This is a genomic window from Pseudophaeobacter leonis (genome assembly GCF_002087335.1).
In the GTDB taxonomy this organism is placed as follows: domain Bacteria; phylum Pseudomonadota; class Alphaproteobacteria; order Rhodobacterales; family Rhodobacteraceae; genus Pseudophaeobacter; species Pseudophaeobacter leonis.
Map to the genome: position 1 here is coordinate 1 of NZ_MWVJ01000024.1, position 20264 is coordinate 20264.

At 57.5% G+C, this 20264-nt stretch carries 14 protein-coding genes and 10 pseudogenes; 19 read left to right on the forward strand and 5 right to left on the reverse strand.

Annotated elements, in window-relative coordinates; all coding sequences use genetic code 11:
• From dxr to lpxB, 13 genes and pseudogenes are all read left to right on the forward strand, one after another.
• Positions 1–1067 (forward strand): 1-deoxy-D-xylulose-5-phosphate reductoisomerase (gene dxr / locus B4968_RS07135; protein WP_139792628.1); only part of this gene is annotated, 1067 nt, incomplete at its 5' end.
• A gap of 4 nt (positions 1068–1071) precedes the next feature.
• Positions 1072–2422, forward strand: a pseudogene (gene rseP, locus B4968_RS07140) (RIP metalloprotease RseP).
• Between the two features lie 180 nt (positions 2423–2602).
• Entirely contained in the window at positions 2603–2740 is a 138-nt protein-coding gene (locus tag B4968_RS23695; protein WP_162843563.1) for a hypothetical protein, read from the forward strand.
• A gap of 151 nt (positions 2741–2891) precedes the next feature.
• A complete protein-coding gene (locus tag B4968_RS26070; protein ID WP_420916486.1) occupies positions 2892–3215 on the forward strand; it encodes a POTRA domain-containing protein in 324 nt (107 codons plus the stop codon).
• Between the two features lie 18 nt (positions 3216–3233).
• Positions 3234–3332: pseudogene (locus B4968_RS26075) on the forward strand (hypothetical protein); the annotation flags it as partial.
• Between the two features lie 104 nt (positions 3333–3436).
• Positions 3437–4816: an outer membrane protein assembly factor BamA gene (gene bamA, locus B4968_RS26080; protein ID WP_420916488.1), complete on the forward strand. Its 1380-nt coding sequence runs from the start codon at positions 3437–3439 to the stop codon at positions 4814–4816.
• Complete coding sequence (locus B4968_RS26085) at positions 4813–5082, forward strand: BamA/TamA family outer membrane protein (RefSeq protein WP_420916489.1); 270 nt, start codon at positions 4813–4815, stop codon at positions 5080–5082. The genes bamA and B4968_RS26085 overlap by 4 nt, the downstream gene beginning before the upstream one ends.
• The gene (locus tag B4968_RS26090; RefSeq protein WP_420916487.1) at positions 4976–5293 is read left to right on the forward strand and encodes a BamA/TamA family outer membrane protein; all 318 of its coding nucleotides are present in this window, start codon (positions 4976–4978) and stop codon (positions 5291–5293) included. Before B4968_RS26085 ends, B4968_RS26090 begins: the two co-directional genes overlap by 107 nt.
• A 94-nt stretch (positions 5294–5387) precedes the next feature.
• Positions 5388–5944, forward strand: a pseudogene (locus B4968_RS07150) (OmpH/Skp family outer membrane protein).
• A gap of 74 nt (positions 5945–6018) precedes the next feature.
• Complete coding sequence (gene fabZ / locus B4968_RS07155; protein ID WP_083097780.1) at positions 6019–6483, forward strand: 3-hydroxyacyl-ACP dehydratase FabZ; 465 nt, start codon at positions 6019–6021, stop codon at positions 6481–6483.
• A gap of 5 nt (positions 6484–6488) precedes the next feature.
• Positions 6489–7292, forward strand: a complete 804-nt coding sequence (gene lpxA, locus B4968_RS07160; RefSeq protein WP_083097781.1) for an acyl-ACP--UDP-N-acetylglucosamine O-acyltransferase — start codon at positions 6489–6491, stop codon at positions 7290–7292.
• A 4-nt stretch (positions 7293–7296) separates the two neighbouring features.
• A pseudogene (locus tag B4968_RS07165) lies at positions 7297–8011 on the forward strand (LpxI family protein); the annotation flags it as partial.
• A 182-nt stretch (positions 8012–8193) separates the two neighbouring features.
• Positions 8194–9289, forward strand: a pseudogene (gene lpxB, locus B4968_RS07170) (lipid-A-disaccharide synthase).
• A 35-nt stretch (positions 9290–9324) separates the two neighbouring features.
• Here the strand turns inward: lpxB and mnmA are convergent.
• Positions 9325–10470, reverse strand: a complete 1146-nt coding sequence (gene mnmA, locus B4968_RS07175; protein WP_083097783.1) for a tRNA 2-thiouridine(34) synthase MnmA — start codon at positions 10468–10470, stop codon at positions 9325–9327.
• 147 nt (positions 10471–10617) lie between these two features.
• Here mnmA and sciP point away from each other — a divergent pair.
• From sciP to B4968_RS25155, 5 genes and pseudogenes are all read left to right on the forward strand, one after another.
• Positions 10618–10878: pseudogene (sciP, locus tag B4968_RS07180) on the forward strand (CtrA inhibitor SciP); the annotation flags it as partial.
• Between the two features lie 144 nt (positions 10879–11022).
• A pseudogene (gene ctrA / locus B4968_RS07185) lies at positions 11023–11741 on the forward strand (response regulator transcription factor CtrA).
• A 259-nt stretch (positions 11742–12000) separates the two neighbouring features.
• Positions 12001–14260, forward strand: a pseudogene (ligA, locus tag B4968_RS07190) (NAD-dependent DNA ligase LigA).
• Positions 14257–16345, forward strand: a pseudogene (gene recG / locus B4968_RS07195) (ATP-dependent DNA helicase RecG). Before ligA ends, recG begins: the two co-directional pseudogenes overlap by 4 nt.
• A gap of 168 nt (positions 16346–16513) precedes the next feature.
• The gene (locus B4968_RS25155; protein ID WP_277620929.1) at positions 16514–16636 is read left to right on the forward strand and encodes a hypothetical protein; all 123 of its coding nucleotides are present in this window, start codon (positions 16514–16516) and stop codon (positions 16634–16636) included.
• Positions 16637–16922: 286 nt separating this feature from the next.
• Here the strand turns inward: B4968_RS25155 and B4968_RS07200 are convergent, their stop codons facing one another.
• The 3 genes from B4968_RS07200 to B4968_RS07210 all read right to left on the reverse strand — a co-directional run bounded on the left by B4968_RS07200 (position 16923) and on the right by B4968_RS07210 (position 18885).
• A complete protein-coding gene (locus B4968_RS07200) occupies positions 16923–17888 on the reverse strand; it encodes a methyl-accepting chemotaxis protein (RefSeq protein ID WP_083097785.1) in 966 nt (321 codons plus the stop codon).
• Positions 17824–18213, reverse strand: coding sequence for a methyl-accepting chemotaxis protein (locus B4968_RS07205; RefSeq protein WP_139792630.1), 390 nt, complete (start codon positions 18211–18213; stop codon positions 17824–17826). Before B4968_RS07205 ends, B4968_RS07200 begins: the two co-directional genes overlap by 65 nt.
• 231 nt (positions 18214–18444) lie before the next feature.
• Positions 18445–18885 (reverse strand): iron-sulfur cluster assembly scaffold protein, encoded by a 441-nt coding sequence (locus B4968_RS07210; RefSeq protein WP_083097788.1) that lies wholly within the window; start codon positions 18883–18885, stop codon positions 18445–18447.
• A gap of 58 nt (positions 18886–18943) precedes the next feature.
• Between B4968_RS07210 and hisI the strand changes: the two genes are divergently transcribed.
• Positions 18944–19321 (forward strand): phosphoribosyl-AMP cyclohydrolase, encoded by a 378-nt coding sequence (gene hisI, locus B4968_RS07215; RefSeq protein ID WP_083097790.1) that lies wholly within the window; start codon positions 18944–18946, stop codon positions 19319–19321.
• 33 nt (positions 19322–19354) lie between these two features.
• Here hisI and gluQRS read toward each other — a convergent pair.
• A pseudogene (gene gluQRS, locus B4968_RS07220) lies at positions 19355–20232 on the reverse strand (tRNA glutamyl-Q(34) synthetase GluQRS).
• Positions 20233–20264: the final 32 nt, after the last annotated feature.

Below are 20264 nucleotides of genomic sequence, written 5' to 3' on the forward strand. Positions count from 1 at the left end.
GGCACAATATTGCGCAGCTGGCCGCGGATGCCATTGCGCTTAAGGCCGATCTTGCTGTTACCGCTTTTGAGGACCGCCTTGCAGACCTGCGCGCCGCTCTTGCTGGCAGCTCGGTTCAGGCGGCTGCAGGCGAGACTGCGCTGATCGAGGCGGCAAGTCGGCCTTGCGATTGGGTGATGTCTGCCATTGTTGGGGTTGCCGGGCTTGCGCCGGGCCTAAAGGCGCTGGAGCAGGGCACAACGCTGGCTCTGGCCAATAAAGAATCCCTCGTCTGGGCCGGCAAACTGTTGCTGCAAACGGCCCAACAGCATGGGGCGCGACTGCTGCCCGTCGACAGCGAACATTCCGCCATCTTTCAGGGTCTGGTTGGCGAAGAGATCTCGGCTGTTGAGCGCATTGTTAACACCGCCTCGGGAGGCGCCTTTCGCGACTGGCCTTTGGCAGATCTGCAAGGCGCCAGCCTAGCGCAGGCCTCGTCGCATCCCAACTGGGATATGGGGCAACGGATCACCATTGACAGTGCCTCAATGTTCAATAAGGCGCTGGAAGTCATTGAAACGCGTGAATACTTTGGCGTGGACCCCGATCAGATCGAAGTGCTGGTGCATCCTGAATCGCTGGTGCATGCACTGGTTGGGTTTAAGGATGGCGCCCTGATGGCGCATCTTGGCGCCCCGGACATGCGCCATGCTATCGGCTATGCGCTGCACTGGCCCGTGCGGCGCGATCTACCTGTGGCGCGACTGGATCTTGCAGCCATTGGGCAACTCAACTTTTTGGCGCCTGATCTGGCCCGCTATCCGGCGCTGGCGCAGGCGAGGGCCGTGATGCAGCGCAGGGGCCTGATGGGGGCCGTGTTTAACGCCGCCAAAGAGCGCGCGCTGGACCATTTCATAGCCGGCCGCATCAGATTTACCGATATGGCCGAGGTCACAGCACGGGTTTTGGACCGGATCGAGACGCAAAGCAGCCTCATTGATTCCGCAATGACCCTTGATAATGTCACACAGATTGACCACATCGCCCGCAAGGCAGCTGATGTGGCCGCAGCTCAAAGCATAGGGTAAAGTTTTGGATCTACTCTCTTTTCTCCCGCAGTTTGGCGGGCTTTTCTACACGATTGTCAGTTTCGTTGTCGCCCTTTCAGTGATCGTGGCCGTTCACGAATATGGCCATTACATCGTCGGGCGCTGGTCCGGTATTCACGCCGATGTGTTCTCGCTGGGGTTTGGACCTGTGCTCTGGAGCCGACATGACAAGCGCGGAACCAAGTGGCAGATTGCCGCGTTGCCCTTTGGCGGATACGTCAAATTCCTTGGGGATGCAGATGCGGCCTCAGGCAAGGACGCGGATGTGATTGCGGCTGCCGCCGCCGATCCTGTTCAGTTGCGCCGCACTATGCATGGCGCGCCGCTTTGGGCGCGTGCGGCTACCGTTGTAGCAGGGCCTGTCTTCAATTTTGTCATGTCGATAGCCGTTTTTGCCTCCCTGGCGCTGTATTTTGGAATGGTGCGCGACCCTTTGACTGTCGGGTCTTTGGTCCCTGTGCCTGGCGTCGAAAACACTCTGCGCTCGGGGGATGAGCTGCTGGAGGTTGGTGGCCAACCTGTACCTGCACTGAGCGATACAGCGGCCTGGACGGAATTTCGCGATGCACTACCGCTTACACCGAGCCTTGATTATTTAGTCCGCCGCGATGGGGTAGAGCTCAGCGTCACGGATACTCATTTTGCCCCGGCTTATGTCGCCTCTGTGACGCCGCGTAGCGCTGCTGCGGATGCAGGGCTACGTACGGGGGATTTCATCACTGCGGTGGACGGCGAGCCGGTTTTTGCCTTTGGCCAACTGGTCGACAAAGTCGCAGAGAAATAAGGGGGCGGAGCTGTCTCTTGAAATCTGGCGCGATGGAGCAACACTGGAGATGTCGCTGTCGCCGCGCCAAATGGACCTGCCGACAGCGGATGGGGGGTTCACCAGCCGCTGGCTGATCGGCGTAAGCGGCGGCAACCTCATTGAATATGAGACCGTGCCAACCACTATTGGCCGGGCGCTTTCGACAGGCGTTGGCCAGGTCTGGACCGTGATCAGCTCTTCTATTTCTGGCCTTGGACATATGATCACCGGTGCGATCAGCACCTGTAACCTGTCTGGGCCAATTGGAATCGCCCAGGCCTCTGGCGATACTGCAAGTCAGGGCGCGGCCAGCTTTATTCGCTTTATCGCTGTTTTGTCGACCGCAGTTGGGCTGTTGAATTTGTTTCCCATCCCGGCTCTGGATGGCGGGCATCTGGTCTTTTATGCCTATGAGGCCGTGGCGGGACGCCCCCCAAATGAGCGCGCTGTGCAGGTTCTCATGACTTTTGGCATCGCCATGATCTTGTCGCTGATGGTCTTTGCCCTGGCCAATGACATCTTCTGCTAGAGATATGTCTGGTGAAAAAAACTAGAATTTGGCGGCGGGATCCGTTTCGCCAAATTCACGCCACATTCCTGCGTTAATGCTTTGCTAATCTGCATTAACACGCGGTGATGGGCGTAAAACAGCTGATCTGCCCCACCGTTCAAATCTGGCCACACTGGCCAAAGCCGGGGATACACTGTCATGCAAACCTATATGATGCCCAACGCCGAAACCGAAAATGGCTTGTCGCTTTTGCTGCGCCTCTATTGGGATCGTGCGGTTTCAGCAACGCTGATCTTTGTATCGTTGAGCATCGGCACCTGGCTGGTTTCGCTGTAACAGCGCCCCTCATTTAAGTTTTTCGACACAAGGCGTGTGGGATCCTGCCCTCGCGCCTTTTTGTTGGTTTTGACAAGCGCCTTCAAACCCGGTACGCACGTTTAAAGCTGCTATTAATTTCGGGTAAATACTGATGGTTCGGGGCAAGAGCGTGGGCATATCCTGCGGTAAGCGCGTAGAGCGCACCAATATTTTGTATCGGGGCGTATCCATTGTCGCCCTGACTGTGACCCTTGGTTTTGGGCTGTCACCCAATTCTGCCGAGGCGCAAAACTACCGTTTCAATTCTGTTCAGGTTGAAGGCAATCAACGTATTCAAAGCGCCACAATCATTGCCTACACAGGCATCGAACGCGGCAAAACGATCACTGCCGGTAAACTGAATGACGCCTATCAGGCGATCCTGGACAGTGGCGTTTTTGAGAGCGTCGATCTGGTGCCAAAAGGCAATACGCTGGTCATCAAGGTGACGTAATTCCCGACCATCAACAAAATCAACTTTGAGGGCAATCGCCGCAAAAGACGAACCTCTTGCGGGAATCATCGAATCCTCATCCGTCGTGTGTTCAGCCCGGCGCAGGCTGAGCAGGATGCGGCGGCGATTGCCGCGGCTTATGGCTCTCAGGGCCGTCTGGCCTCTCGCGTGCGCCCCGGATCATCCGCCGCAGCGACAACCGTGACGATCTGGCGTTTGAAATCTCCGAAGGCGACACCACAGAAGTCGAGCGGGTCTCGTTTCTGGGCAATCAGGTTTACTCGGATCGCAGGCTGCGCCGGGTTCTCGAAACCAAACAGGCTGGCTTTCTGCGGACGTTTATCAACAAAGATACGCTGATTGATGACCGGATCGAATTTGATAAGCAGGTACTGCGAGATTTCTATCTGTCGCGCGGCTATGTCGATTTCCGGGTCAACAGCGCCAATGCAGAAGTCACCCGCGAACGCGATGCTGTCTTTCTGGTTGTTGACGTCTCCGAAGGGCAACAATTCAACTTTGGTGAAATCTCGGTTACGAGCGAAGTGACGCAAGCGGATTCCGAAGAGTTTTTTGCGGCTCTCAAAGTGAAACCCGGTGTGACCTATTCGCCGCTTCTGGTCGAGAGTTCTATTGAGCGACTAGAGAATTTGGCGCTGCGCAAGGGCATTGATTTCCTGCGGGTTGAGCCGCGGGTGACGCGCAATGATCGTGATCTGACCCTTGATATCGAATTTGCTTTGACACGCGGCCCCCGGGTTTTTGTTGAGCGTATCGATATCGAAGGCAACACCACCACGCTGGACCGGGTTATCCGTCAGAAGTTCCGCACGGTTGAGGGCGACCCCTTTAACCCGCGCGAAATTCGTCGCACGGCTGAACGCATCAAGGCGCTTGGGTTCTTCTCAAAGTCTGATGTCGATGTGCGCGAGGGCAGCTCCCCCAGCCTTGTGGTGGTTGATGTTGACGTCGAAGAGCAGCCAACGGGCTCTTTGAACCTGGGTGGCTCATATTCTGTCAATGATGGTTTTGGGCTCTCGGTTGGTTTGACCGAAAACAACTTCCTGGGTCGGGGCCAGCGGCTTTCCTTTGCTATCGCGACAGCGACGGAATCGGATGAGTATATTCTGGGCTTTTCAGAGCCGCATCTGCTGGGACGTGACCTGAAATTTGACCTCGACTTTGGTCTGTCCGAGTCGGATTCAAGCTTTTCTGAATATGATACCAAACGGGTATTCCTGAGCCCGGCTTTGACCTTCAAGTCCGGCGAGAGCTCAAAGGTGAAACTGAGCTATACCTGGGCAAACTCGGAAATGATTGCGCGTGCGGATCAGTCCTACTCGATTGTCGGGCCACCTGCGAGCACTGGAACCTACCCTGTCGCCGCGCCCACTGTGCAAAACGAAATCGCACAGGGTGAGCTGAGCAGCAGCGTTTTTGGCGTGACCTATAGCTACGACAGTCGTTTGACCGGTCTGGACCCAAATGCAGGGTTCTTGTTTGAGATTGGCGCCAACTACGCCGGATTGGGTGGCGATTCAGAGTATCTGAAAGCCACCCCAAATTTGTTGCGCAAAGACAGGTGTTTAACGAAGAGGTGACACTGCGCGCCACCTTTGAAGGCGGTGCGCTGAACTGGCTCGGCGATAACAGCAGCCGGTCACTGGATCGTTTTGTTCTGTCCCCTTCCGTGATGCGTGGCTTTGAGCCAGGCGGGATCGGGCCGCGCGACCGGTCGGCGCGGGCAGATGGTGGCACCTATGATGACTTCCTCGGGGGTAACCTCTTTGCGGTGGCCCGGTTTGATGCAGGAATTCCCCCACGGCGTGCCCGAAGAGCTGGGCCTGCGTGGCGGGGTGTTTTATGACGTTGGCAACCTCTGGGGGCTGAACAATGTCGATACATCCGGCAGCTCAAACATTGTCGGCAGCTCTGGCTCTTTCCGTCATGTGGTTGGTTTCTCGGTGCTCTGGACCACAAGCCTGGGGCCGCTGCGGTTTAACTTCAGCAAAGCGCTCAAGAAAGAAGACTACGACCAGGAACAGAGCTTCGATCTTACATTGCAAGCGCGGTTCTGAACCGGTGACGGGTCTTTTGGCGACATATTTGCCATGCCTGAACAACAAAGCGCTGGCCATCTGGCTGGCGCTTTTTACCCTTTTGGGCAGCGGCGTGCCCGTTTATGCACAGCAAAACGCCGCCCCCGGTGGCTTTGATCTTGGCCGCGAGGTTCAGCTGGGCACCCCACAAAGCGGCATACTGACCATTCAGCCAGACCGTTTGTTTTCTGAAAGCGCATTTGGCAAGCGGGTGGCGCAGGAGATCGAGGCAGAAGGGGCCGTGCTGACTGCGGAAAACCGCAATATCGAAGCCGAGCTGCGGGCCGAAGAGCAGGACCTCACCCAACGTCGCAGCGCGATGGAAGTCACGGCCTTCCGGACGCTGGCAGATGCCTTTGACACCGTAAGGTTCAGGAAACCCGCTCGACGCAGGATCTGAAATTGCGCGAGATCAGCCGGATCGGTGAAGTCGCCCGGCGCGAATTCTTTGCCGCCTCACTGCCGGTTCTGGAGCAAATCATGCGCGAAACCGGGGCAGGGGCCATTCTTGATCACTCGACCGTCTTTCTCAGCGCTGATGTGGTCGATATCACCGAATTGGCCATTTCCCGTCTCGATAAGGTGCTTGGCGATGGCCGTGGGGTCTCGCAGGCACCAGACGAGCAATAGCGAGCCGAAAGCTTGCTCAAAATGCGTCCAGTTGATACTGACAGCGCAAACCTCTCAATCACAGGATATCCGCCATGACCGCTGAGCTGAAGAGCGCCGACATTCACCTGATCCAGCGGATCCTGCCGCACCGCTACCCGTTTTTGCTGGTCGACAAAGTGCTGGATATCAACGGCATTAGCTCGGCGCGTGGCATCAAGAACGTGACCATGAACGAGCCGCATTTCCAGGGTCATTTCCCGGGGGCGCCCATCATGCCTGGTGTTACCATAATCGAGGCGATGGCGCAGACTGCTGGCGTCATGCTGGGTGTTGGCATGGATATGATCGATACCGATTTGCTGATCTATTTCATGAACATCGACAAATGCAAATTCCGTCGCAAGGTTATTCCTGGCGATGTGCTGGAAATGAACGTCGAGATCCTGCGCGGCAAGGCCGGTGGCAAGATCTTCAAGTTCAAAGGCGTCGCCACGGTCGAGGGTGACGTTGACGCCGAGGCTGAGTTTACAGCCATGGTCGACGTGCAAAAGGATTGAGAGAGATGAGCCAGAGTCATCCCAGTGCTGTGATTCATCCTAGCGCGGTGATCGAAGAGGGCGCCAAGATCGGCAAGGGCTGTCAGATTGGCCCCTTTTGCCACATTGGCCCCGAGGTGGTGCTGGGAGAGCGGGTGACGCTAAAGTCGCATGTGGTTGTGACCGGTGACTGCGAAATTGGCGATGACACCGTGGTGTTTTCCTTTGCTGTGATCGGCGAGATCCCACAGGATCTCAAATTTCAGGGTGAGAAAAGCCGCACGGTGATTGGTCAGCGCAACCGCATTCGCGAACATGTCACGGTTAATGCCGGCACCGAGGGCGGTGGTGGTGTGACGCGCATTGGCGACGACGGGCTCTTTATGGCGGGATGCCATATTGCCCATGATGCCATTGTTGGCGACCGGGGAATCGTGGGGAACTCTGCAGCTGTGGCCGGCCACTGCGTGCTGGAGGACGATGTGATTATTGGCGGCCTGTCTGGCATTCACCAATGGGTGCGTATCGGTCGCGGTGCCATCATCGGTGCAGTCACCATGGTGACCAATGATGTCATCCCCTATGGTCTGGTGCAGGCGCCACGGGGCGGGCTCGACGGGCTTAATCTGGTTGGATTGAAACGTCGCGGTGTGACCCGGTCTGACATCACGGCCCTGCGCGCCGCCTTTCAGATGCTGGCGCAGGGCGATGGCACCTTTCAGGAAAGGGCGCGTCGCCTGGGCGATGAGACCGAAAGCCCCTATGTGGCAGAGATTGTTGCCTTTATCACCGGTGAGACAGACCGGTCTTTCCTGACGCCAGGAGCGTAACGACATGCTTGCTGTGATTGCCGGGACAGGTCTGTTGCCAAAAGAGGTGGCAGACCGGCTGTCCAAACGCCCGCTGATCTGCGCCATGGAAGGCTCTGAGCCCGACTGCGTTGATGCTGAAATTTCCTTTCGCCTTGAGCACCTGGGCAGTTTTTTCACCAGGTTGAAATCGGCTGGTGTGACAGAGGTTTGCCTCGCAGGGGCTGTGACGCGCCCCCCGATTGACCCATCTGCTATTGACGCGGCAACTCTGCCGCTGGTTCCCGTCATACAAGCCGCACTGGGAGCGGGCGATGATGGCGCCTTGCGGGCCGTGATGGAGCTGATCGAGCAGGCCGGGTTTTCTCTGCGCGCCGCCCATGAGGTGGCACCGGATCTGTTGATGTCCGAAGGCATCACGACTCAGGTGCATCCGGGAGAGCTGGACAAAGCCGATGTCCTGCGCGGGGCCGAAGTGGTCGCCGCCATGAGTGCGGCAGACATCGGTCAGGCCTGCGCAATCCGGGCGCGCCAGGCCATTGCCGTTGAGAATATTTTTGGCACCAACTGGATGCTCCAGAGCCTTGCGGCGCGTCCCGATGGCCAGGGTGGTCTGCTGTTCAAGGCCCCGAACCCGGGCCAGGATCGGCGTGCGGATCTGCCCCGCTATTGGGCCGCATACCGTTGAGCTGGCCGCAGCGGCCGGACTTTCCGGGATTGTGCTTGAGGCGGGTGGGGTCCTCGTGCTGGAGCGGGAAAAGGTGATTTCGGCCTGTGACCGCTTGGGCCTGTTCCTATGGTTGCGGGCTTCGTGAGCCTCTCCTCGGATCCTGCTGCAGAGGCCGCCGAGACAGCTCGCCCGGGCCTCAAGGTGTTTGTTCTGGCGGGAGAGCCCTCGGGGGACAGGCTGGGCGGGGCCCTGATGCAGGGGCTGAAAACGCTGCGCCCTGATGTGATCGTTCAGGGGGTTGGCGGTGCGTGCATGCAGGCCGAGGGGCTGCAGTCGCTCTTTGCGATGCAAGAGCTGTCGATTATGGGCATTGCTGAGGTGCTGCCAAAGTACCGCCATCTGAAACGTCGCATTCAACAGACTGCTGATGCCGTCCTTGCCATGCGCCCGGATGTTGTGATCACCATCGACAGCCCGGATTTCTCATTGCGGGTTGCCGCACTGGTCAAAGCCTCCAGCGATATTCGCACCGTCCATTATGTTGCACCCTCCGTTGGGGCCTGGCGTCCCAAGCGGGCGGCGAAAATGGCCCAAAGCGGCGATCATGTTCTGGCTCTGTTGCCGTTTGAGCCGCCATATATGGAAGCCGCAGGCATGGAGTGTGATTTTGTCGGCCATCCGGTGGTGGCCGAGCCGCAGGCGACTGCTGCTGAGATCGCGGCTTTCCGTGCCAAATTTGACCTAGGAGACGCACCGCTGGTGCTGGCCTTGCCGGGCTCAAGACGATCAGAAGTGGCCCGGCTTGCTCCGGTCTTTGGCGCGGCGCTGCAGGCGTTTCAACATAAATATCGCGAACATCGCGTTGTTGTGCCCTGCGCCGGGCCGGTGGCAGAACAGGTGCGCTCCACTGAGGCAGACTGGCCTGAAAACACCCTGTTTCTGGATCCCGCAGCGCATGAGGCTGAGGTCTTTGCCTGCTACAAACGCGCCGCCTTTGCTGCCTCTGATCTGGCGCTTGCGGCCTCTGGAACGGTCTCACTAGAGCTGGCAGCCGCCGCAACGCCTATGGTAATTGCCTATCGGTTTCAGTGGCTGACCTGGCAGATCATGAAACACATGGCGCTGGTCGACACGGTCACATTGGTCAATCTGGTCAGTGAGACACGCGTGGTACCAGAATGCCTTTGGTCCCGACTGCACGGCAGAAAACATAGCCCGCCAGCTGATAGAGGTCGCAGCGGCGCCGGATTTGCAAAAGGCGGCAATGGCTGTGACGATGCAGCGGCTGGGCCAAAGCGGCGAGGCCCCGGGCCTGCGCGCCGCCAGGGCGGTTCTTGCCCGCCTCTGACGTTCATTTTTCGAATCGTTTCGTCGCGCTGAGCCTTAGTAGCCGCGCCAGATCCAGCCGCCACCAAAGATTCGGCTGTTGCCCGCCTCATAGAAAACGCAGGCCTGTCCCGGTGAGACGCCTTCCTCTGGTGTCAAAAGTTCAACCTCAGCTGTGGTGGCGGACAGCGGCCGAATAATGGCTTCGCGCGGCGGACGGGTTGAGCGCACTTTGACCATGACATGCCATTCCTCTCGGCTGTCAAACGGCTCATCCCCCAGCCAGTTGATTTCGCGCACTGGAATGGTCCGCGTGGCCAGCAGCTCTTTTGGGCCAACGATGACCTGCTTTTTATCGACGTCCAGCCGCACCACATAAAGAGGGTCAGTAAGCCCGCCAATGCCAAGGCCACGACGCTGGCCGATGGTGTAATGGATGACACCGGTATGGGTTCCCAAGACCCGTCCGTCCGCATGCACGATCTCGCCGGGTTCGGCCGCACCTGGACGCAATTTCTCGATTACGCTGGTATAGTTTCCATTTGGGACAAAACAGATATCCTGGCTGTCAGGTTTGTCTGCAACCGAAAGACCATATTGCGCCGCCATCTCTCGCGTTGCGTCCTTTGACGGAAGATGCCCGAGGGGAAAACGCAGAAAATCCAACTGATCTGGTTTTGTCGAAAACAGAAAGTAAGATTGGTCGCGGTTGGCGTCTTCTGCGCTGTGCAGCTCGGCGCCATTGGGGCCCATTTTGCGCTGAATATAGTGTCCGGTTGCCATACAATCGGCTTCCAGATCGCGGGCTGTTTCCAGCAAATCCTTGAATTTCACACGTTCGTTGCAGCGAATACAGGGCACAGGCGTGGCGCCTGCCAGATAACTGTCGGCAAACTCGTCAATCACGGCGTCCTTAAATATGTTTTCATAATCAAGCACATAGTGGGGGAAGCCGCGCTCTTCGGCGACCCGGCGGGCGTCGTGAATATCAATACCGGCGCAGCAGGCCCCCTTTTTCGCCAGGGCAGCCCCATGGTCATAGAGCTGCAGGGTCACACCAACCACATCATAGCCCTGATCCGACAGGTATGCGGCGACGACGGAGCTGTCGACGCCTCCGGACATGGCCACCACCACACGGGTTTCCGAGGGAGGTTTGGCAAAGCCAAGTGAGTTGAGCGAAGTGTCGATATCCAGCGCCATAAGGCAAATCCTCAGATCAAGGGGGCAAGCTTCGCAGAATATATGAAAATCCTACAGACTCTCAAGGGGCAGGTTCACGCGTCTTTAATTAGACTGGGTAAATGCTGTTGCAGACCAGCAAAATAATTGTCGAACAAGGGTAAAGGCATGTTTCTGAAAAAAGTTGAAGGGCCACGCGCAGTGACCTTGCCGGATGGCTCGACGATGACCCGGGCAGATCTGCCGCCCGAGACCACCCGAAGGTGGGTTGCCTCACGCAAAGCTGCAGTTGTGCGTGGCGTGCTCTATGGGCTGCTGCCGCAGACCGAGGCGCTGCGGCGTTATGGGCTCAGCGAAGAGGAGTTCAGAAGCTGGATTGCGGCTGTCGCGGATCACGGTGAAGAGGCGCTGAAGACCACGAGACTGAAAAAGAATACCGGTAAAACGGAGGGCCAATACTGGACAAGACTTGAGTCAAAGTTGATAATTAACGATTATGGTAACGGGCCATTAACCTTTTTCCATCAGGGTTAACGCAACCTAAGGGAAACAGTTACAGGCGGAGACATACCCATGCGCATTCTTCTGGTCGAGGATGATCCTACTACAGCAAAAAGCATTGAGCTGATGCTGACCCATGCGAACCTGAACGTCTATTCGACGGATCTGGGCGAGGAAGGGATCGATCTCGCGAAACTCTACGACTATGACCTGATCCTGCTGGATCTTGGACTGCCCGACATGAATGGACATGAAGTCCTGCGTCAATTGCGTATGGCACGCATTGAGACGCCGATCCTCATCCTGTCCGGTGCCGACGATACCGAGAACAAAATCAAAGGCTTCGGTTTTGGTGCTGATGACTATCTCACCAAACCGTTCCATCGTGAAGAGCTGGTGGCCCGGATCCACGCGATCATCCGGCGCTCCAAAGGACACTCTCAGTCGATCATCAAAACCGGCAAGATTGCTGTTAACCTGGATGCCAAGACTGTCGAAGTGGACAGCAAGACTGTGCACCTCACCGGCAAAGAATATCAAATGCTTGAGCTGCTGAGCCTGCGTAAGGGCACAACTCTGACCAAAGAGATGTTCCTGAACCATCTTTATGGCGGTATGGATGAGCCTGAGCTGAAAATTATTGACGTGTTCATCTGTAAACTACGCAAAAAGCTGAGCACAGCCACCGGTGGTGACAACTACATCGAAACCGTTTGGGGCCGGGCTATGTTCTGCGGGACCCGCAGGATGATCAGATGTCCGGTGGTCACCGTCTGGCTGTAGGAGCCTGAGGCGATAACTTCTGATCATTGCGACTTAAACCGTAAATGACTGTGAGCGAACCCTTACCGGGTTCGCTACTTTCAAGTCGATGTTCAAATAGTGACATTTTGGTTAACTCGTGCCCACTGTTCTAACAAGAAGAACCCCGCTCTGGCGGGTTTTTTTTATGTTTTTCCGACCAGTTCTTCCGTTTCGTGATTGCCTCTCTCTGGACCTGAGGCAAGCTGCAGCCTATCACCTGAAGTCAGATCAGGACGGGGGCTGCGCGTGCAACAATCTCAGACACAAAATCCGAATGACCTCTCATTGGACCAGGCGCGAGCGGAGTTTCTATCGCTGCAAACCCAGTTGGCTGCTGCGGATCAGGCCTATCATCAGGATGACGCACCGGTTCTGAGCGATGCCGCCTATGATGCCGCAAAGCAGCGCTATCGCGCCCTGGCGGACGCTTTTCCCGCGCTGCAGGACGAGGCGACGCAATTGGAGGTCATTGGGGCGCCGGTTACCTCTGGGTTTGGCAAGATCCAGCACGCGCATCGCATGCTGTCTTTGGGCAATGCCTTTCAGGATTCGGATGTTTCCGATTTTGTGCGCAGCATATGCACCTATCTGGGGCGGCCAAAAAGCGAACCACTCGCCTTTACGGCTGAGCCGAAAATTGATGGTCTGTCCCTGTCTTTGCGATATGAAAAGGGCCGCCTGATCCAGGCTGCCACACGGGGAGATGGCTCAACCGGCGAAAATGTAACGGAAAATGCCCGTACCATTGCCGATATTCCGCAACAGCTGGTGGGCGCACCCGCTGTTTTAGAGGTGCGTGGCGAAGTCTACATGGCGCATGTGGATTTTGCCGCGTTGAACGCGCGTCATGGTGAACGTGGCGGCAAGATCTTTGCCAATCCGCGCAATGCCGCTGCAGGGTCACTCCGGCAGCTGGATGCTGAAATCACCCGCGCGCGCCCTTTACGCTTTTTCGCCTACAGCTGGGGAGAGCTGTCAGAGCCGCTGGCAGAAACACAGACCGCGGCCATTCATCGGCTTAAGGATCTGGGATTTCAGACCAACCCTTTGACGCGGCTTTGCGCCTCGGTCACCGAGATGATCGCACAGTACCGCATGATTGAAGAGCAGCGCGCGACCCTGGGCTATGACATTGATGGCGTTGTGTACAAAGTGGATGACATGGCGCTGCAAGAGCGGCTTGGCTTTCGCTCCACCACGCCGCGTTGGGCCATTGCGCATAAGTTTCCGGCAGAGCTGGCCTGGACCCGTCTTGAGGGCATCGACATTCAGGTTGGCCGCACCGGAGCGCTCAGCCCGGTGGCGCGGCTCGCTCCGGTCACTGTGGGGGGGGTCGTGGTGTCAAATGCCACGCTGCACAATGAGGACTACATGGCCGGCCTGGATTCCAAAGGGCAGGTTATTCGCGGCGGCAAGGACATCCGCATTGGCGACTGGGTGCAGATCTACCGCGCCGGGGATGTGATCCCCAAGGTCGCCGATGTTGACCTTGCCAAACGTCCCGAAGATGCCGTTGAATTTGTGTTTCCTGATCTGTGCCCCGAATGTGGCAGCGCGGCTGTACGCGAAGAGGGCGACGCAGCGCGTCGCTGCACAGGTGGTGTGATATGTCCGGCGCAAGCCATTGAAAAAATAAAACACTTTGTGTCCCGTAAGGCCTTTGATATTGAAGGGCTTGGGGCGAAACAGCTGGAGATGTTTTACGAGGATCCGGATCTGGCGATCCGTACGCCTGTGGATATCTACCGCTTGGCTGAACGTGACGCCGGCCAATTTTGTGAAGCTTAAAAACCGTCCCGGGTGGGGCGATCAAAGCGCCGCTAACCTGTTTGCCGCGATCGAGGAAAAGCGCAGCATCCCGCTTGGGCGCATGATTTTTGCGCTTGGGATTCGCCATGTGGGCGAGGTCGCAGCCAAGGATCTGGCGCTGCACTATGGCACCTGGCCCGATCTGACCACGGCACTGGACACCGCCCGGCCAGCCGCGCTTGCCTATAGGGCCGCGGATATTGCCGAAGATCGCGAACGGCAAGCCGCCGCGAGTGAAGGCCGCCGCGGCCGTATCAAAGAACAGCGCGATGCCGCGATTGCGCTGTGCGAGGTGCCGACAGAGGCCCGCGATTCCTGGGAGGATCTGATTGGTATAGATGGCATTGGCGCCACCGTGGGCCTGTCGCTGAGCGATGCGCTGGCCAACGCACAGGAGCGCGCGGTGCTGGATGATTTGGTGCACCACCTCAGGATCGAGGCCCCGGCCGCTCCGGCGCAGCAAAGCCCGGTTGCAGGCCTGACGGTTGTTTTCACCGGCAAGCTTGAGAAAATGACCCGCGATGAGGCCAAGGCCCGCGCCGAGGCCCTGGGGGCTAAGGTTTCCGGGTCTGTGTCCAAAAAGACCGACATTCTGGTGGCTGGCCCCGGAGCCGGGTCAAAGGAGAAAAAGGCGCAGGATCTAGGGGTTCGGATTTTGGATGAGGACGGCTGGCTGGCTGAGATTGCGGCCCTATGAGCGGGCGCCCGGAAATCCTGTTCCCGCTGTTTGCCGATGCAGAGACCCTGAAAGGCGTGGGGCCAAAAACGGCGCAGAGCCTGGCCCAGATCGGGGCTGGAGACCCCCCGGGATCTGGCGTTTTCACTGCCGCATTCGGTGCTGGATCGCCGGCGGCGCGACAGTATTCAGGGGCTGGATCTGCCTGCAATTGCCACGGTTGAGGTCACCATCGGCAGCCATCAGCCAGCCCGCAACCGAGGCGGCGCATACAGGATTAACGTCAGCGACCAAGAGGTTGAATTTCAACTGGTATTCTTTCACGGCCGCAGCCGCTATCTCGAGGCACAATGCCCTGAAGGCGCGCGGCGTCTGGTTTCGGGCAAGGTCGAGCTGTTTGATGGTCTGGCCCAGATGGTGCACCCGGACCATATGCTTCCTTTGGCCGAGGCAGATGACATTCCAGACTATGAGCCGGTCTATCCCCTGACCCATGGGGTGACGCAGAAGACCATGACCAAAGCTGTTCACAGCGCTCTTGAAAAACTGCCAGACCTTGCCGAGTGGATCGACGCCGCACAAGTGACGCGCGAGGGCTGGCCGGGCTGGCACGCGGCCTTGATGGCGGCCCATAGCCCGCAGGGGCTGGACGAGGTGTCGCCAGATGCGCCGGCGCGCATTCGTCTGGCCTATGATGAGCTGTTTGCGCATCAGCTGACGCTGGCGCTGGCACGGCAGGCCGAACGCAAATCACGCGGCATTGTCAGCCAGGCAACGGGCCGGTTGCAGTCGCGTGTTTTGGCCACACTGCCGTATCGCCCCACCAATGCCCAGACCAGAGCGATCGGGGAGATTTCTGCCGATATGGCCGCTGACAAGCGGATGAACAGATTGCTGCAAGGCGATGTCGGGTCAGGAAAAACACTGGTTGCCTTTATGGCGCTGCTGGTTGCGGTCGAGGCGGGCGGGCAAGGCGTGATGATGGCCCCAACGGGGATCCTGGCGCAGCAACACCTGGAAGGTCTGCGCCCCCTGGCCGAGGAGGCCGGTGTTGTTCTTGAGCTGCTCACCGGACGTGACAAAGGGGCAGAACGCCGGGCAAAACTGGCCGCTCTTGCAGCGGGCGACATACAGATCCTGGTTGGTACCCATGCGGTGTTCCAGAGGATGTTGTCTTTAAAGAATTACGTCTGGCTATTGTTGATGAGCAGCATCGCTTTGGGGTGCGACAGCGGATGGAGCTGGCGAAAAAGGGCAAAGGCGCTGATGTGCTGGTGATGACCGCCACCCCGATCCCGCGCTCGCTGGCGCTGGCGCAATATGCGATATGGACGTCCCGGTGCTGGATGAGAAACCCCCGGGGCGAAAGCCCATCAAAACCGCCGTTCTCAGCACCGAGCGCATGGATGAGGTGGTAGACCATCTGCGCCGGGCGATTGCGGAGGGCAGGCAATGCTATTGGGTCTGCCCGCTGGTTGGTGAATCTGAGGTGATGGATCTGATTGCGGCAGAGGAGCGGTTTAAACATCTGCGGGCTACTCTGGGCGAGGATGTTGTTGGTCTGGTCCATGGTCAGATGCCTCATGTAGAAAAAGATGCGGCAATGGCGGCTTTTCAACGGGGGCAAACCAAGGTTCTGGTGGCGAAACGGTGATCGAGGTTGGTGTGAACGTGCCAAATGCCTCTATTATGGTGATCGAGCGGGCCGAAATATTTGGTCTGGCGCAGCTGCATCAGTTGCGCGGCCGGGTGGGGCGCGGCAGTGCTGAATCTACCTGTCTGCTGATGTATCAAGCGCCGCTGTCTGAGGGCGGTCGCCGCCGCCTTGAGGTGCTGCGCGAAAGCGAAGATGGCTTTAAGATCTCGGAGACCGATTTACAGATGCGCGGCGCAGGGGATGTGATTGGGACTGCGCAGTCGGGCCTGCCGAGGTTTCATATTGCCGATCTTGAGCGTCAGGCGCCATTGATGGCGGTGGCACAGAGTGATGCGCGGGCTTTGTTGACCACTGACCCGGGACTGACCTCTGCGCGGGGCCGGGCTGCGCGTGTTCTTCTTTGGTTGATGAAACAGGATCAGGCTATTCGTTTGATTTCAGTGGGTTGACGCCTTTTCTCTCTCTTGCTCCTCTTGGGTGTTCCAAAAAGTTCGCAAATGTTCTCAAAAAGTTCTTTACAGGCCGGGCGTAAAATGAGAACAAAGGTGCAACAAAACTGACAAAGAGCAGTGCGTTAAGATCAAAACAACCGACAGAGAGTAGTGGAGGCCCAAGCCATGATTATCCAACTGAAGACAACCCTGCAGAATGCCCAATCCACCCTTTTGCAGGATGCTCTTGGAGCAGCCTCGCTGATCGTCATGCTGGTTGTCGCGCTGCATCTGCCGGTCTTTTTATAGGCTACGGCCCATACCCCGAGATTTTTTTGAACCATCTGCCTGCTGTCGTTGTGCCGGGTGCGCTTACATCCTGTCCCGACCTGATGAGGAATTCCCGCCTGTACTCTTTCCTCCCGGTTTCGCCTAAAAACCGGGAAGCGTAGCTGGACCCACATAACGACGCATTGCCTGCCGCCACCATTTGCCCGGATGTGTGGCGGCCTTTTTTTGCCCAGGCTGTTGTGCCCGAAATACTTGAGGCTTTTGTCGCCAGAAATAATGTCTGGTTCTTTGGTATTGCCGTGGGTCAGGATTTTATGCCCATACGCATGCCGCCCCAATGACGTGAGGCGACGTAAATGGGGACCGAGAGATCTTTCATCATAACAAAATTTCCCCCGCCCATATCCCGACGATAGACCTGCATCAGAAAGGCTTCGGAGTTACGGCCAGCCTTCAGCCCCACCCGGTCATCAAAGATGCGTCTGTTGCGGCAATTGGCAGTATTCCATTCAGGATCAGGGCCTTGGGGGTGAGAAAAGATCTTGTTGTGGGTCGGAAGGAAGCCGTTGGTATCAATCGCTGCGCAAAAGGCCACCCGGGGATCAAAGTCGAGCGCCGCTTCCAGAATGGGGGGCAGCATCGCATCCGTGAGGGATAAGAAGCCGGTGGTAAATTGCTCCGGATTGGTGCCGGGAATGGGGCGGTAATTCTTGTCAAACAATGCCTCAGAGCTGATTTTCCCACTGGCCAAAGCGTCTTCAAAGATGCCTCCGACCTGTTCACTTATTGTGGTGACATATGAGATGAATTTCTTGTCGGTTGACTGCCCGCCCAATGCGACGGTGCCCTGAACCAGTTGTTCAGAAGAGGCAATGAGGTTCTCAACACGGGTGTGGGTGTCGTGAATACCTGTGGTGGTTTCCTTTACCGATTTACCAATGCGGTTGATATTGGGCGCAAAGCTGCTAACTGCGTCTTTGACCTCTGCGGCTTCGCTCAGGATACGTCCGGTCTGGGCATTCACTTCGGTGGCTTTTTCTTCGATGTTTGCCAGAGAGTTGTCGGTTTCGCGCGCTTGACCCAGGATTTGGTCGGCTGAGCGCGAAACCTCAACAGTTTCATCATGCAGGCTGGTCACCCAGTTTGAAAGGTTTTTGATATTTTGGTCAATTTCCTTTGCAGCGGTCTGGGTGCGTTTCGCCAGATCATTGATTGCTTCGGCCACTACCGCAAAGCCGCGGCCGGCATCTCCGGCTCGGCTGGCTTCCATTTTGGCGTTGATCGCCAGGATATTGACCTGGTGCCGCGATATTGGTAATGTTGTCGTTGTTTTTGCCGTGCGCCTCCACGGTCTCACCGATCTGTTCGGTGCGATTTTCCAGATCGTTTACCCATTCGGCCACTTCCTGGCTTCGTCCGCTGCTGTCGCGCACGAATTGGACAGAGGTTTGCACCGAGTGCAGCGTCTCTTGCGTCGCGACCGAGACGGCCTGAATGGTGTTGAGCACCTGACCGTTGGAGGCTGTCACCCGATCTGCCTGGGTGGTCAGAGACTGAAGGGCCGAAAGCTGATTTTGTGATTTCTGGTCAATCACATCAAGAAAGCCGGCAATGTCTACAATCTCAAAGCCAAGCTGAGAGGAAACCTGGGCGAGCTGATCCAGTTTCTGACTGTTTGCCTTTTGCAACTGGTCAGACTGAGGAGGCGCGATAGCGTCGGTCGCTGGTGCGTCCTGGTGGGAGGGATGTGACTGCATTTTTGAACCCGTTCACTTACAACGGGTCTGTTATATTTGATTAAGATAAAAGTGAGGTTAAGCGCAATTTTACTGCAATGCGGCCTTAAACGCTTCCAGAGTTGCCTCCAGGCAAAGCAGGATCGAGGCATGGCGGTTCTTGAATTCCCGTGCGGGGATAAGAACTTCCAAATCCTCCAAGGGCGCTTTGGGCGCGGGCTGGTTGGCTGTCAGCATGGCTTTCAACGCATCGCGCGCTGTTTCGACCTCTTCCAGAGAGCGGCCCAGGATGTTGTGAGCAACCACCGAAGCCGCAGCCTGTCCCAGGGCGCAGGCTTTTACATCCTGACCAAAGGCGGTGATGCGTCCCTCGTGAATTTTGAGGTCGACAGTCACGGTCGACCCACAAAGCGGCGCGCGCTTTTTTGCGGTGGCGTCCGGGTTTTCCAGCCGTTCAAGATGGGGAATGTCCGCAGCCAGCGCCAAAATGCGCGAGGAATAGAGTTTGATCAGATCAGTTTCGCTGGACATAGGCTACCTCGGGCTTTCCCTTGGGATATCTTCCCCATACATAGGACGCAGATGCCAGATGCAAAAGGGTTTTCCTATGTCTTTTTCTCCCGATAGCCTGAAATACGATGCCGCCGGTCTGATCCCGTGTATTGCGCAGGATGAGGCAAGTGGCGAGGTTTTGATGATGGCGTGGATGAATGCTGCAAGCGTTGCAAAGACGCTGGAGACTGGCAAGGTGACCTATTGGTCCCGCTCACGTCAGTCTTTTTGGGTCAAGGGCGAGAGCTCTGGCCACGTGCAAACTCTGGTCGATCTGCGCCTGGACTGTGACCGCGATTGCCTGCTGGCCGTGGTGCAGCAGGTGGGCCCGGCCTGCCACACCAACCGGCGCAGCTGTTTTTATACCGCTGTTCGTGAGGGGGAAGAGGCGGAATTGATGGCGCCCATGGTCTGATGGAGGGTCTGACGGCGGGGGGCTGACAGCCGCTTAGCCAAGGCCAACCATACGGCGGGTGTCCTGCGGCGTTGCCCCGTCTGCGCGATACTTTGCGATGGCGCGGGCTCGTCCCGCTTGGCCAGGCGCTTGCCCGCCTCATCCCGGATCAGTCTGTGGTGATGGTAAACCGGCACGGGGAAATCCAACAGCGTCAGGAGCAGAACCTGGATTGGGGTGAAGTCAAAGAGATCCTCGCCCCGCACCACATGAGTGATGCCCTGGCGCACATCATCCAGTGCGGAGGCAAGGAAATAGGCGATGATGTCTTCTCCCTTGCGCGAAAGCACCACATCGCCGATCTCGCGCAGGCACCGGTCGGGATCCAGACGATGCAGGCCTTTGTGGCTGTCGCCGGTTTCTTCAAAGACCACGTCAAATCCATCTGGTGAGGCCTCTGCAAATGCATCTGTGCGGCCAGACAACCGCGCCAGAGCACGATCCAGATGCAGACGCAGGGCGTCGCCTTGTTTTCGATCTGCCATCGGCCGTTTCTTGCAGGTGCCGGGGTAGACCTCGTGGGATACGCCCTCTTGCGGGGCAGAGACCGCTGCGCGGATATCGGCGCGGCTGCAGGAGCACGGATATAATAACCCCATGTTTTCAAGTGTTTTCAGGTGAGTGTTGTAGCTGGTGAGATGTTCAGACTGGCGCAGGATCGGTGCGTCCCAGGTGAGGCCGAGCCAGGTCAGATCCTCGACAATTGCGGCATCCCATTCTGGTTTGGAGCGCTGCAGGTCGGTGTCTTCCATGCGTAAGAGAAAGACCCCACCAGCGGCGCGCGCCATGTCATGCGCCACAATCGCGGAATAAGCGTGGCCCAGGTGTAACGGGCCTGTGGGCGAGGGGGCAAAGCGGGTGATAAAGGTCACGTGTTTTGCCCTCTCAGTGGGGTCAGAAGAAC